At 67.9% G+C, this 13989-nt stretch carries 11 protein-coding genes; 4 read left to right on the top strand and 7 right to left on the bottom strand.

Annotated elements, in window-relative coordinates; genetic code table 11:
- Positions 1-8 precede the first annotated feature (8 nt).
- The 7 genes from asnB to map form a co-directional block, all read right to left on the bottom strand.
- The gene (asnB, locus tag PEM_RS04905) at positions 9-1700 is read right to left on the bottom strand and encodes an asparagine synthase B (RefSeq protein WP_005415869.1); all 1692 of its coding nucleotides are present in this window, start codon (positions 1698-1700) and stop codon (positions 9-11) included.
- A gap of 379 nt (positions 1701-2079) precedes the next feature.
- Positions 2080-3207 carry a succinyl-diaminopimelate desuccinylase gene (gene dapE, locus PEM_RS04900; RefSeq protein WP_005415868.1) on the bottom strand — a complete coding sequence of 376 codons (1128 nt, stop codon included), beginning with the start codon at positions 3205-3207 and terminating at the stop codon, positions 2080-2082.
- Positions 3204-3575, bottom strand: a complete 372-nt coding sequence (locus PEM_RS04895; RefSeq protein ID WP_170944942.1) for an arsenate reductase — start codon at positions 3573-3575, stop codon at positions 3204-3206. Before PEM_RS04895 ends, dapE begins: the two co-directional genes overlap by 4 nt.
- 31 nt (positions 3576-3606) lie before the next feature.
- On the bottom strand, positions 3607-4473 hold the full coding sequence (locus PEM_RS04890) for a hypothetical protein (RefSeq protein ID WP_119706068.1): 867 nt from the start codon (positions 4471-4473) through the stop codon (positions 3607-3609).
- A 2-nt stretch (positions 4474-4475) separates the two neighbouring features.
- Positions 4476-5555 (bottom strand): 2,3,4,5-tetrahydropyridine-2,6-dicarboxylate N-succinyltransferase, encoded by a 1080-nt coding sequence (gene dapD / locus PEM_RS04885; RefSeq protein ID WP_069137986.1) that lies wholly within the window; start codon positions 5553-5555, stop codon positions 4476-4478.
- A complete protein-coding gene (locus tag PEM_RS04880; protein WP_111129611.1) occupies positions 5555-8182 on the bottom strand; it encodes a [protein-PII] uridylyltransferase in 2628 nt (875 codons plus the stop codon). The genes dapD and PEM_RS04880 overlap by 1 nt, the downstream gene beginning before the upstream one ends.
- A 2-nt stretch (positions 8183-8184) precedes the next feature.
- A complete protein-coding gene (gene map, locus PEM_RS04875; RefSeq protein ID WP_032955117.1) occupies positions 8185-8970 on the bottom strand; it encodes a type I methionyl aminopeptidase in 786 nt (261 codons plus the stop codon).
- Between the two features lie 230 nt (positions 8971-9200).
- Between map and PEM_RS04870 the strand changes: the two genes are divergently transcribed.
- The 4 genes from PEM_RS04870 to PEM_RS04855 are packed head-to-tail and all read left to right on the top strand — an operon-like array spanning position 9201 to position 13894.
- Entirely contained in the window at positions 9201-9731 is a 531-nt protein-coding gene (locus tag PEM_RS04870; protein WP_032954051.1) for a spore coat U domain-containing protein, read from the top strand.
- On the top strand, positions 9731-10480 hold the full coding sequence (locus PEM_RS04865; protein WP_053497108.1) for a molecular chaperone: 750 nt from the start codon (positions 9731-9733) through the stop codon (positions 10478-10480). The genes PEM_RS04870 and PEM_RS04865 overlap by 1 nt, the downstream gene beginning before the upstream one ends.
- 7 nt (positions 10481-10487) lie before the next feature.
- On the top strand, positions 10488-12860 hold the full coding sequence (locus PEM_RS04860) for a fimbria/pilus outer membrane usher protein (RefSeq protein ID WP_111129610.1): 2373 nt from the start codon (positions 10488-10490) through the stop codon (positions 12858-12860).
- Positions 12857-13894, top strand: a complete 1038-nt coding sequence (locus PEM_RS04855) for a spore coat U domain-containing protein (protein ID WP_005415859.1) — start codon at positions 12857-12859, stop codon at positions 13892-13894. Before PEM_RS04860 ends, PEM_RS04855 begins: the two co-directional genes overlap by 4 nt.
- The last annotated feature ends 95 nt before the right edge of the window (positions 13895-13989 follow it).

The following is a 13989-nucleotide window of genomic DNA, read 5'->3' as shown; positions in this document are numbered from 1 at the left end:
TTCGGGGCTTACGCCAGTGCCTGCTCGTGCACGCCAGCGATCGCACGCCCCGACGGATCTGCAGCAGCGGCGAAGCTGGCATCCCACGCGATCGCCGCTGGCGACGAGCAGGCGATGGACTTGCCACCCGGCACGGTCTCGGCGGCCGCCCGGCTCGGGAAGAACTGCTCGAACAGATGACGGTAGTAGTAGGCCTCCTTGGTCTGCGGCGGGTTGTGCGGGAAGCGCTTGTCGGCCGCTGCCAGCACACGGTCGCTCACCTGAGCTTCGGCATGCGCCTTCAGCCCGTCGATCCAGCCATAGCCAACGCCATCGCTGAACTGCTCCTTCTGCCGCCACAGGATGCTGTCCGGCAGGTAGCCTTCGAACGCCTCGCGCAGCACCGCCTTCTCGATGCGGCGGCTACCAAAGCCTGCACCGACCATCTTGTGCGCGGCGTCGAAGCGCATCGCCACATCGAGGAATTCGCGATCCAGGAACGGCACCCGCGGCTCCACACCCCAGGCCATCATCGACTTGTTGGCGCGCAGGCAGTCGTAGTTGTGCAGCGCGTCGAGCTTGCGCACCAGCTCGTCGTGGAACTCACGCGCATCCGGCGCCTTGTGGAAGTACAGGTAACCACCGAAGATCTCGTCGCTGCCCTCGCCGGAAAGCACCATCTTCACCCCCATGGCCTTGATCCGCCGTGCCAGCAGGAACATCGGCGTCGATGCGCGGATGGTGGTGACGTCGTAGGTTTCGATATGGCGGATCACTTCCGGCAGTGCATCAAGGCCCTCCTCGAAGGTGTACTCGAAGCCGTGATGCACGGTGCCCAGCGCCTCGGCGGCGATGGCGGCAGCGGCCAGATCGGGAGAGCCCTTCAAGCCGATCGCGAATGAGTGCAGGCGCGGCCACCAGGCTTCGGTCTGCCCCCCATCCTCGATGCGACGACGTGCATAGCGCGCGGCCACCGCCGCCACCAGCGACGAGTCCAGGCCACCAGACAGCAGCACGCCGTACGGCACATCGCTCATCAGCTGGCGTTCCACCGCATGCTCGAAGGCCTGGCGCAGCTCGGCCAGATCGGCCTGGCGACCCTGCACGTCAGCGTAGTCGCGCCACGGCTGCTGGTAGTAGCGCACCAGCTCACCACTGGCACTGTCGAAATAGTGGCCCGGCGGGAACTGGGCGACGTCGGCACAGGTATCGACCAGTGCCTTCATTTCCGAGGCGACGCGCAGGCGTCCCTGGGCATCGTGGCCCCAGTACAGCGGCACCACGCCGACCGGGTCGCGCGCCACCAGCACACGACCGGCACCACGGTCCCACAGCGCGAATGCGAAGATGCCATTGAGCTGCTCCAGCCACTGCGCCGGCGAAGCGCCCTGGCGGTACAGCGCATTGATCACTTCACAGTCCGAACCGGTCTGGAAGTCATAGGCGGTGGTCAGTGCGGCCTTCAGTTGCTGGTGGTTGTAGATCTCGCCGTTGACCGCCAGCGCCAGCTGGCCGTCGGCCGACAGCAGTGGTTGCGAGCCGCCGGCCGGGTCGACGATGGCCAACCGCTCGTGGACCAGCAGCGCGCCTTCGTCAAGATACACGCCGCTCCAGTCCGGGCCGCGGTGGCGCTGGCGCTGCGACAGTTCCAGCGCATGGCGGCGCAGGGCCGGAAGATCGTCACCGGCCTGCAGGCCGAAGATTCCGAAGATCGAACACATGGGGGAGCTCCTGTTGGGGGAATTTCACGGGTGGGAGGGTGTTCGACCGGCCATCCAGGCCCGGGTGGGGCTGCGCCCGGGCACAAAAAAAACCCGCATCGACCGATGCGGGTTTTCTGGTGTCCGGGCGTGTGTTGCTGTCTATCTACCCAGGGCGCAGTCCCGCATCGGCCGCGCACGATTATTCGCGCGCAGATTATTGCGGTTGTTGTTATTGACGGCGGTGGCCAGGCGGATCGACATGGCATCGACCCTACCCCGGTTTCCGGCACGGCGCAACCGTTGCGTTGGCAACCAGGTGAAGGTGTGCCGACCAACGGTCGGCACCCAGCAGTCGGCACCCACAGGGGTAGCGCCGGGCCGTGCCCGGTGCCATGCCTCACACCAGCAGCCGCTCCACCAGCCGCTGGTACAGCCCCGGCAGTGCTTCCAGTTCGTCCACGCGCACGTTCTCGTCAACCTGGTGGATGCTGGCGTTGACCGGCCCCACTTCGATGCACTGCGCGCCCAATGGCGCGATGAAGCGGGCATCGGAGGTGCCGCCGCCAGTGCTTTCCTCCGGTGCACGGCCGATGTGCTCGGCCAGCACCGCACGCGCAGTGGCGCGCAGCGTGCCTTCCGGGGTGTAGAACGGTTCGCCGCTGCGATGCCACTTCAGCGTGTACTGCAGGGCATGCCGATCCAGCAGCGCGGTGATCTCCGCTTCCAGTTTCGGCGCATCCCAGTGCGGGTTGTAGCGGATGTTGAAATCCACCTCGAGCTCGCCGGGAATCACATTGTTGGCGCCCGTACCGGCATGGATGTTGGAGACCTGCAGGCTGGTCGGCGGGAAACTCTCGTAGCCGTCATCCCAGCGCCGTGCGCTCAGCTCGGCCAGGGCGGGCGCCGCCTGGTGGATCGGGTTGCGTGCCTTCTCCGGGTACGCCACATGGCCCTGTACGCCCTGCACCCGCAGCTTGGCCGACAGGCTGCCACGACGGCCCACGCGCAGCAGGTCACCGAGCGTCGCGGTCGACGACGGCTCGCCGGTGATGCACCAGTCGATGCGTTGGCCGCGCTCGGCGAACAGCCGTGCGACGTGGCGCACGCCATCGATGGCATCGCCCTCCTCGTCGCTGGTCAGCAGCACCGCCAGCGTGCCGGGATGATCGGGATGCGCGGCCACGAACTGCTCGGCCGCCACCACGAACGCCGCCACGCTGCCCTTCATGTCGGCGGTGCCACGGCCGTACAGCACGCCATCGCGGATCTGCGGCGTGAACGGGTCGCTGGCCCACGCCTCGCGCGGGCCCGCCGGCACCACGTCGGTGTGGCCCAGCAGCACCAGCACCGGCGCGCCCTGGCCATGGGTCGCCCACAGGTTGTCGACCTCGCCCAGCCGCAGGTGATCGCACTGGAACCCGGCCTGCTTCAGGCGTGCCGCCAGCAGTGCCTGGCAGCCGGCATCGTCCGGCGTCACCGAGGGCCGTGCGATCAGTTCGCAGGTCAGGTCGAGGACCGCGCTCATGCGTCACCCACGCCGAAGCGGGCCTTGAAGCCATTGTCACTGAAACCCTGGCTGACCGTGCCGTCGGCGGTGACCACCAGCGGGCGCTTGATCAGCTGCGGGTACTCGCGCAGCAGCAGCTTCCATTCCGCCTCGGAATCTGCGGCCTTGCGGTTGTCCGGCAGCTGCCGCCAGGTGGTTGAGGACCTGTTGACCATCGCGGCCAGGCCACCCAGCTGCTCAGCCCACGCCAGCAGTGTTTCCGGGCTCGGCTTGTTGTCGCGGTAGTCGACGAAGGTGTACGGCACGCCGAAGCGGTCCAGCCACTTGCTCGCCTTCTTGCAGGTATCGCAGTTCTTCAAACCGTAGACAGTGGTACTCATGGCCATCTGTGATGCTGGAAAACAGAGGCCCAGAATCTCACAACAGGCGCTCGGACACGACCCGGAACGGTACCCTTGGCAGCCGGAAGGCCAGCCCCTCGTGCAGCGCCACGTCCATCGCCTGCAGGCGCGGGCACTGCAGTTCGCCTTCCAGCTGCAGCGGCTGCAGGCTGTCGACATCCACCTGCAGTGCGATGCGGGTGCTGGCCCAGCGCCGGTCGCAGGTGCGCGCAATGGCCTCATCCTGGCAGGTCAGGAAGCGCAGCAGGGCCTGATGGCCCCCGAAGCCCCCCCGCCACGCCCCTTCCTCCCAGCCCGCAGCGGCCCGCCACTGCAGGTGCAGCGCAGGCGCACTCCCCTGCCCGCCTTCGATCAGGGTGTGCCCATCGCCATCGACGCGCACCACATGCTCGAAGCGCGTGGACAGGTGGGGCTGCATGGCATCGCTGAAAGCGCGCGCGCCGGCGACGAAGGCCAGCTGGTCCATCACGTTGCGATCGAACAGCACGACCGGGGTCCCGCCCGGATCATCGTCACGGCGCAGGTACCAGCGCCAGTTGCTCTGCCCTGGCGACGGCATCAGGCAGCGCAGCGGTCCCGCCAGCGCCGGCCCGAAGTGGCCATGGCGATAGCTGAGAACGGTGTAAGGCGTGCGTCCGGCATGGACCACGTAGTGATGGCCTGGTGGCGCTGGCGGGGCATGGCGCACATCGACCCACCAGCTCGCGTAGACCACGTCGCGCACGTCGCTGACCAGCACCGGCATCGGCCAGCGCCGCGACAGTGCCCGGCGCAACCGGGTCCAGCGCGGAGCGTGCAGCAGGCGCGGCAGCATCCGTCCGAACGCGTTGTCGGACGGATGCCGGTAGATCGCGGACTGCGCCAGCTCCTCCGGCGCACTCACCTTCAGTCGGCCAGGCCGCGCAGCAGGTCGTTGACGCTGGTCTTGCTGCGGGTCTTGGCATCAACCTGCTTGACGATCACCGCGCAGTACAGCGAGTGGGTGCCGTCCTTGCTCGGCAGCGAGCCGGACACCACCACGCTGTACGGCGGGATGTAGCCGTAGCTGATCTCGCCGGTGGCGCGGTTGTAGATGCGGGTGCTCTGGCTGAGGAACACGCCCATGCCGATCACACTGTGGTGGCCCACCACCACGCCCTCCACCACTTCCGAACGCGCACCGATGAAGCAGTGGTCCTCGATGATGGTCGGGCTGGCCTGCAGCGGCTCCAGCACGCCGCCGATGCCGGCGCCGCCGGACAGGTGGCAGTGCTGGCCGATCTGCGCGCAGGAACCGACGGTGGCCCAGGTATCGACCATGGTGCCTTCGCCGACGTAGGCGCCGATGTTGGTGAAGCTCGGCATCAGCACTACGTCCTTGCCGAAGTACGTGCCGCGGCGGGCGATCGCACCGGGCACAACGCGCACGCCGCCACGGCGGAACTTCGCTTCGTCATAGCCGGCGAAGCGCGACTCGACCTTGTCCCAGAACGGTGCCGGTCGTGCATCGACCACCGCCATGTCGTTGACGCGGAAATACAGCAGCACGGCCTTCTTCAGCCACTCGTTGACCTTCCAGCCGCCCTGGCCGTCCGGCTCGGCGACGCGGAATTCACCGCTCTCGAGACCGTCGATCACGCGGTTGACCAGCGGCCTGGTCGAGCCTTCCAGCTCATGCAGGGTCAACGTGGCGCGGCGCTCGAAGGCGCTTTCGATGCCGAACTTGAGTTCTTCCACGCCGGGTGCCGACGGCTTGCGCAGCGACTTGCGGGCGATGGTTTCGGCGCGGACGGCTTCCGCGCTCTTGGCCGGGGCCGGCTTCTTCACAGCACGCTTGACCGCAGCCATTTTCTTCGCCGGGGCCTTCACCGCAGCGGCCTTCTTCGGCGCAGTGGCCTTCTTTGCGGCCGGTGCGGCTGCAGCAGGTTTCCGGGCCGCTGCGCTCTTGGGGGTCGCGGCGGTCTTCTTGGCGGGCTTGGTGGCCATCAGGCGGGGTCTCCGGCGTTTCGATCAGGGTCCAGGCAGGCCAGCATTGCGTCATGCAGCTGCTGCCGGGCAGGTTCAGTCAGGGGGAGGTCGTGTTCGTCACTGATCACGAAGGTGTCTTCGGCGCGCTCGCCGAACGTGGCAATGCGCGCATCATGCACGCGCAGGCCCTGGTTGCGCAGCACGAACGCCACATCGGCCAGCAGGCCGGGACGGTCGGGAGCGACCAGGGCAAAACGGGTTGCGCCCGGTTCATCGCGGAACTCGATGCGCGGAGCGAAGCGGAAGTGCCGCAGTTGCCGCGGTACCACACGGCGCGACGGCCGCAGGCGCGCCAGGTCACCACTGAGTGCCTCGCGCAGCGCCGCCTCCAGGTTGGCACTGCTGCCATCGGCAAACGTGTCGGCCGGGTTCACTTCGAAGGTATCGAAGATGGTATCGGCCGGACCGTCCAGCACGCGTGCGCGGTGAATGCCATAGCCCTTGCGGTCCAGGGTCATCACGATCGCGGCGAACAGGCCGTCGCGGTCGGGCGAGTGCACGAATACTTCCAGCGCCGGGTCATCCACACTGATCCGGCGCACCTTCACCAGCGCCTGGCCCTGCTTCACCGGTACCAGCGCGGCTGCTTGCCAGGCCAGCTGCTCGGGGCGCAGACGAATGAAGCCCTCATCCGGCATCACCGCGAACTGGCGATCGATGGTGGCATCGTCGTAACCCTGCTCGCGCACCAGTGCGCGCACGCTGTCACGTGCCTCGGCCACGCGTTCGGCGGCCGGTACCGGATGCTCCAGCCCCTCGCGCAGCGCGCGCCGGGTGGCGAAGTACAGGTCGGCCAGCAGGCGGTCCTTCCAGGCATTCCACAGCTTCGGGCTGGTGCCGGCGATGTCGGCACAGGTCAGCAGGTACAGGTAGTCCAGGCGGTCGCGGCTGCCGACCAGGGTGGCGAAGCGATGGATCACCACCGGATCGGCGATGTCCTGCTTCTGCGCGGTCACCGACATGCGCAGATGCTGTTCGACCAGCCATGCCACCAGCTCGGTATCGGTGCCACTGAGCGCATGCGCCTGGCAGAACGCACGCGCGTCCACCGCACCCAGTTCCGAGTGGTCGCCGCCGCGGCCCTTGGCGATGTCATGGAACAGGCCAGCCAGCAGCAGCAGTTCCGGCTTGCGCAGGCGTGGCCACACTTCGTGCGCGATCGAGAAGCGCTCGTCGGCACGGCTGCTGGCGAACTGGCCGATGTTGCGCAGGACCATCAGCGTGTGCTGGTCGACCGTATAGACATGGAACAGGTCGAACTGCATGCGCCCGCTGACCTGGGCAAACGCGGGGATCCACTGGCCAAGCACGCCCAGCCGCGCCATGCGCGAAAGCGTGTCGACCGGGCGCTGGCCGCGCAGCAGGGACAGGAACTGCTCGCGTGCATCGGCATCGGCCTGGTCGTAGGCCGGCAACAACGGCAGCGCTTCGGCCAGCGCGCGCGCGGTCAGCGAATGCAGGCCTCGCACCTGTGGATTGTTGGCCCAGCTGGAAAACAGGGCGAACACCTGGCCGATGTCACCGCGCGGCCAGTCGGCCTCGTTGGCGGCCAGGTAGCCGCGGCGCAGGGAGAAGCCCACGGTCAGCGGTTCCGGCTGGGCCTCGCCATCGAACTGTTCCTCGAAGCGCTGCAGCAGGCGGTCGCTGATCCGGCGCACCACCAGCGCGGCGCGGTAGAAGCCCTGCATCATTTTCTCGACACCGAGATTCTCGGCATCGTCTTCGAAGCCCAGGCGCGCGGCCAGGGTCTTCTGGTAATCGAAACGCAGGCGCTCTTCCGGGCGGCGCGCGACCAGGTGCAGGCCGAAGCGCAGCCGCGCCAGCACCGCACGCTCGCGCTTCAGCGCAGCCGCTTCGTCGGCACCCAGGTGGCCCAGGCCGACCAGCGCTTCCAGGTCGCGTACGCCGAAGGCGCGCAGCGCCATCCAGCCCAGCGTGTTGAGATCGCGCAGGCCGCCGGGACCATCCTTGATATCCGGCTCCAGGTTGTCGGCAGTATCGCCGAAGCGCTGGTGGCGGTTGCGCAGCTCTTCCAGCTTGGCCAGGAAGAAGGCACGCGCCGGCCACAGCTCGCGGTCGTCGATGGCCTCGCGCAGCGCACGGCGCGCTGCATCATCAGCCAGGATCGGACGCGCCTCGATCAGCGCGGTCAGCACGGTCTGGTCAGCCGCCGCCTCGCGGCACTGCAATGCAGAACGCACCGCATGGCTGACCGCCAATCCGCAGTCCCACAGCAGCGCGAACAGGCGTGCCAATGCCGCTTCATGCGCCAGTTGTGCGGGCGGGTCGCCGAACACCAGCAGGTCGATGTCCGAACGCGGAAACAGTTCCCCCCGGCCATAGCCACCGACCGCGAACAGCGACAGGCCGCTGTCGGCCGGCAGGCAACGCTGCCAGGCCAGGCGGATCAGATGGTCGGCCGCGCGCGCCCGCAGCGCCAGCAGGCGCTCGATGTTGTCGCCCTGGTCGAAGCGGCGATACAGGCGCGCGTCGGCCTGCTGCAGCGCCTGGCGCGCGGCAGCAGCCCAGTCCGGGTCGTTGAGCGACGCGGCCGGCGTGTCCAGCAGCGAACTCGCCGGCAGCATCGTCAGGAGACCTGCGACTCGCCCGGCGACAGCGTCAGCACGTCGACGCCGGTCTCAGTGACCGCGACCATGTGCTCCCACTGCGCCGACAGCTTGCGGTCCTTGGTCACCACGGTCCAGCCATCCGGCAGCACCTTGTTGTAGCGGGTGCCCTCGTTGATCATCGGTTCGATGGTGAAGGTCATGCCGGGCTGCAGCACCAGGCCCTGGCCCGGGCGGCCGTAATGCACCACCTGCGGCTCGTCGTGGTAGACCTTGCCGATGCCGTGGCCGCAGTACTCGCGCACCACGCTGAAACGCTCGCCTTCGGCATAGCTCTGGATGGCATGGCCGATGTCGCCCAGGGTGGCCCCCGGGCGCACCGCGCGGATGCCGCGCCACATGGCTTCGTACGTGGTTTCCACCAGGCGGCGGGCCATCACCGACGGGGTGCCGACGAAGTACATGCGGCTGGTGTCGCCGTGCCAGCCGTCCTTGATGACGGTGACGTCGATATTGATGATGTCGCCATCCTTGAGCACCTTCCCTTCGCTGGGGATGCCGTGGCAGATGACATTGTTGACCGAGGTGCACACGGTCTTCGGGAAGCCGCGGTAGCCGACGTTGGCCGGAATCGCGCCCTGCACGTTCACGATGTGGTCGTGGCAGATGCGGTCCAGTTCCTCGGTGGTGACACCGGGCTTGACGTGGGGGGTGACGATGTCGAGCACTTCGCTGGCCAGGCGGCCGGCGATGCGCATCATCTCGATTTCCTGCGGGGTTTTCAGATTCACGCTCATGGCACCCATTATCGCCGATCCGGCCGCAATCTGAACGAACGCCACCCAACTGCCGATCCGGGTCATGCACGGTTCCGGCAAGGAAAGTGAAAGCGTGATGGCCTCCGCTCTTTCGTCTGCCTAATTATCACGGATTACAGACACTTACGCCTCCTAAGCTGGACCCACCGTCGTCCAAGCGGCACCGAACGTGCCGTCTTCGCCTTGTTCAACGGACCTTCGGGTCAGGGAGGTTGTTCATGCGATCCCCAGTTCGATCCCCGCTGGCATGGGCCGTGGCCGGGTTCCTGCTGTCCAGCCCGGCAATGGCCGCCGACACCACCACCTTCAATGTCACCCTGGTGGTCACCAAGGCCTGCACCATCACGGCGGCGGCCGCGACCAACGTGGACTTCGGCACCGCGGCATCAACCACCACCACGCCCACCCTGGGCCAGGGCACGGTAACCGCCCAGTGCTCGGCACTGACCCCGTACACGATCTCGCTGAATGCGGGCGCCAATGCCAGCACCGCCAATGACGTCACCACTCGGCGGATGAAGAACACCAATGCGGCGGTGACCGCCAACAACTACGTCGGCTACCAGCTCTACCAGGATGCCGCACATACCCTGGTCTGGGGCGCCACAACCGGCACCAACACCCAGGCCGGCATCGGCACCGGCCTGGCCGTGCCTTACATCGTCTACGGCCAGATCCTGAACCTGAGCACCAACAACCCGGCCGCCGGTAGCTACCTGGATACGGTTACCGCCACGATCACCTATTGATGGAGCACGCCCGCATGGCCGGATCCCGCCCGTGGCGCGCCACCGGCGTGGCGCTGCTCGCCCTGTACCTGCTCGCCATCGCGGCCGCCGGCGCTACCAGCCTGCAGGTGGCCCCGACCAGCCTGCAGCTGGAAGCCCGCCAGCGTGCCGGCGAATTGTGGCTGACCAACAGCGGCACCTCACCGGTGAAGCTGCAGGTACGCGTGTTCCGCTGGGTGCAGCAGGACGGCCAGGAACAGCTGCTGCCCACCGATGCGTTGATGGCCACTCCACCGATGCAGGAACTGGCCGCCGGACAGCAGCAGCTGGTGCGGGTCATGCGTGCGGACAAGGAACCGCCAGCGGCACAGCAACATTACCGCCTGATCGTTGACGAGGTGCCCGACCTGGCCACCCGCGCGGGTGGCATGCAGTTCGTCCTGCGCTATTCGATCCCGGTGTTCGTGCAGCCCTCGGCCGGCACGCTGGCGCCGCAGCTGCAGGCCCGGCTGGTAAAGCTGGCGGACGGCCGCAACGGCGTCGAAGTAGCCAATTCGGGCAACAGTTACGCTCAGATCGCCGATCTCGCGCTGGGCAGCGCCACGCGCCCGCGCATCGTCCATCCCGGGCTGCTGGGCTACGTACTGCCCGGCCAGGTGATGCGCTGGCCGATCGAACGCACGGCGATCGACCGCGACAACGACCAGATCACGGCCAAGCTCAATGGCGAGTCGGAACAGACGCCACTGTCGCCCCCACCGGCTCGCTGAGGCGTTGATGGGCGCGCTGTTGGCTGCCCTGGCTCCCGCGGCGACCGAGGCTGCAGATGTGTCCGGCGTGGCCACGGCTGCTGATGTATCCGGCGTGTCGGCCGATGCGATCCTGCCCGCCCCCACCCCACTGACCGCCAGCCAGACGCTGTACCTGGATGTGTCGCTCAACAGCACGCCGCGCGGCCTGCTGCCGTTCACCGAGAACCGTGGCCGGCTGCAGGCCAGCCCCGAAGTGCTGCGCCAGCTCGGCTTCAACGCCAGCGGCGATACACCGGTCTACCTGGACCAGATCAGCGGTGCGGTGGTGCGCTACGACGCCCACATGCAGACCTTGGCGCTGGACGTGCCACTGGACCAGCTGACACTGCCCACCACCGTGCTCAGCCGCCCGCAGACGCGCGCCCCCACCGGCAGCGCCTCGCCCGGCGTGCTGCTCAACTACGACGTCTACGGCAGCCGGGTGGACACGCTCGGCACCCTCAGCCTGAGCTCGGAGCTGCGCGTGTTCGGTATCGGCAATGGCACTTTCGAGAACACCGCCATCAGCCGCCGCTACCAGCAACCCGGCGATCGCCATTGGCGCGGCTCCAGCGTGCGCCTGGACACACGCTGGAGCCTGGATTTCCCCGATAGCGCAACGACCCTGGAGGTCGGCGATTTCTACAGTGGGTTCGTCGACTGGACCCGCCCCGTGCGCCTGGGTGGCCTGCAGATCGGCCGCAACTATGGCCTGCAGCCCTACCGCGTGCTGACGCCCACGCCGAGCTTCCTCGGCCAGGCCGTGGTGCCCTCCACGGTCGAGCTGTATGTCGATGGCCTGCGCCAGTACAGCGGGCAGGTGCCGGTCGGTCCCTTCCAGCTCGCAGCACAGCCCGGCATCAGCGGCACCGGCAACGCGCAGGTGGTGGTGACCGACGCATTCGGACGCATGCAGACGCTGGACTTCAGCTTCTACGGCACCCAGCAGCTGCTGGCCAAGGGCCTGTCGGACTGGTCGGTCGGCGTCGGCCACTTGCGCCGGGATTTCGGCGAGCGCTCCTTCGCCTATGACGATCGCACGGTGGCCAGCGCCAGCTGGCGCGGCGGTGTCACCGACGCGTTCACCGGCGAGGCGCATGCCGAAGGCGGCGGCGGCCTGGCGCAGGGCGGCATTGGCGGCTGGTGGCTGCTCGGCGCCGCCGGCGTGTTCAATGCCGCCTATGCGCACAGTGACTACCACGGCCTGCAGGGTGGGCAATGGGCGCTGGGCTACAGCTGGAACAACCGTCGCTTCAACGTCAATCTGCGCAGCGTGCGCAGCCACGGCGACTACCGCGACCTGGGCGCGCTGCAGGGCAACCTGCCACCAAGCATCAGCGAGCAGGCCACGGTCGGCCTGGACCTGCTGCGGCTGGGCACGCTCAGCGCCAGCTATCTGCGCCTGCGCTACCCCGACGGCGACGACAACCGCTATGCCAGCCTGTTCTGGTCGCGCACCTGGAGCCAACGCTGGTCGGCCTACCTGTCGGTGAACCAGAACCTGGACCGCAGCGATGACCGCAGCATCTACCTGTCGATGACTGCCAGCCTGGGCAACAATCGCCAGGCCAGCCTCTCCAGCCAGCGCAACGGCGACAGCCGGAGCTGGGTGGCGGACGTGACCCAGCCGGTGCCCGGCGATGGCAGTGCCGGCGGCGTCGGCTGGCGCGCACAGTTGCGCCACGGCGAGGACGGTAACGGCGGCCTGGCCGAAGTTGGCATCCTCAACGATGTCGGCCGCTATTCATTCGGCGCCTCGCGCCAGGGCGGGCTCAACTATGCCTACGCCAGTGCCAGCGGCAGCCTGGTATGGATGGGCGGGCACGCCTTCGCCACGCGCGAGGTATCCGATGCGTTCGCGGTGATCAGCACCAATGGCGTCGGCGGCGTCCCGGTGCGGCTGGAGAACCGCCTGATCGGTGTCACCGACGATCGCGGCCTGCTGCTGGTCAGTCCGTTGCTGTCCTGGCAGCGCAACCGGGTCTCGATCGACACGCTGGATCTGCCCGAAGACATGCGTGCCGACCGCATCGAGGACTGGGTCACGCCGCGCCAGCGCGCCGGCACCCGCGTGACCTTCCAGCTGCGTTCGCGGTCGTCACTGAGCCTGACCCTGCTGGCGATGGACGGCCAGCCTCTGGAGGTGGGCAGCGAGGTGCAGCTGCCTGACGGTCGCCAGGCCACGGTCGGCTACGACGGCCTGCTCTACCTGGAAGATGTCGCCGCCGGCAGCGTGCTGTACGTCACCACCAGCCATGGCCCGTGCCGGGTGAAGGTACCGGACCTGCCCAAGGTGGTGGCGTCCGGTGCCCGCCCGAAGCCGGCACCGCAGCAGTGCATTCCGGAGGTGGCGCCATGAGGGTGCTGCTGCTCTTCCTGCTGCTGTGGGCCGGCCTGCTGGCAGCGGCGCCGGCCGGCGCCACCGCGGTCTGCACGGCGGTCGCCGATCCGACCCTGCCGTTCGGCAACATCAACAGCAATGCACCCGGCCCGAGCACGGCCAACCTCAACATCACGGTGACCTGCACCACCGCCGCGCTGAGCCTGCTGGCCACCACCGGCGTGCGCGTCTGCGTGGGCATCGGCGCAGGCAGTGGCGGCGGCAGCAGTTCCACGTTCCGCACGATGGCCACCTCTACCAGCGACACGATGAATTTCCAGCTGTACAACAACGCCAGCTTCGGCCAGGTCACTGGTCTGGTCCCGCGCGGCACGCCGCCAGCGCAGGAGCTGACCATGAGCTACAACGTACCGCTGCTGACCGGCGGTAGTGGTGCGCAGACTGTGCAGCTGTTCGGTCAGATTCCGGCCAACCAGGTCCTGGCCTCCGGCGCGTACAGCAGCACTTTCAGCGGTGCCAGCGTGGTGCTGACCTGGGCCTGGAACGAGGTGCTGGCCGGTAGCGCCACCGTCCCCGCCACATGCAACGGCGGCGCCACCGGTACCAACAGCGCGAGCGCGGCCTTCAGTTTCACCGCTACCGCCAACGTGCTGCCGCAATGCGGCAGCTACGTCACCACCAACATGAATTTCGGCAACGTCACCGGCGGCATCCCGGCCAACATCGACCAGACCGCCACCCTCACCCTGACCTGCCTGAAGAACACCGCCTTCCAGGTCGGCCTGAACAACGGCCGGAACAATCCCGCCGCCACCACCACCCGGCGCATGGCCACCACCATCGGCAACAGCACCTACTACCTGCCCTACGAGCTGTACCGGGATCCGGCACGAAGCCAGCGCTGGGGCAACACCCTGACGGTCGACACGGCCAGCAGCACCGGCACCGGAAGCGCACAGCAGCTGACCATCTACGGCCGGGTACCGCCGGTCACCGGCCAGCCCCCGGCCGGCACCTACAACGACCTGGTGACGGTGACGATCACCTACTGACCTGAGTGCCGACCAACGGTCGGCACCTACCGGACGAAGGCCGTGCCGAGCGCGGGCTCGGCGCTACAGTTGCGGCGCATCCGGCCGATACCGCG

This window comes from Stenotrophomonas sp. Pemsol (genome assembly GCF_003586545.1).
Taxonomy (GTDB): Bacteria; Pseudomonadota; Gammaproteobacteria; order Xanthomonadales; family Xanthomonadaceae; genus Stenotrophomonas; species Stenotrophomonas sepilia.
This window is presented reverse-complemented; position numbering and strand designations above follow the sequence as displayed.